General features: G+C 41.5%; 1 protein-coding gene. It reads right to left on the minus strand.

All coding sequences use genetic code 11. The features are described 5' to 3' along the window. On the minus strand, positions 1-234 hold a 234-nt coding region (locus tag SCA31_RS25595; RefSeq protein ID WP_410699728.1), incomplete at both ends, for a MotA/TolQ/ExbB proton channel family protein.

Here is a 234-nt window from a genome sequence, read left to right on the forward strand (position 1 = left end):
ATCCCGTTGCATGTGATAAATTAAAGAACGCAATGATCATCCCTATTACCGTACCCAAAAGCCCCAGCATCGGAGCGATACTTGGAACAACTGCTAACAGGTTCAGGTTCTTTTCCATATTTGCCACTTCTATCTGAGCCTGAGATTCCATTGCACTTACAATGTCTGAAACAGGGCGTCCTAATCTTGAAATTCCTTTTTCTAAAATTCTGCCTTCAGGAGAATTTTGTCTCT

It is taken from the genome of Chryseobacterium sp. SIMBA_028 (genome assembly GCF_046535285.1).
Taxonomy (GTDB): Bacteria; Bacteroidota; Bacteroidia; order Flavobacteriales; family Weeksellaceae; genus Chryseobacterium.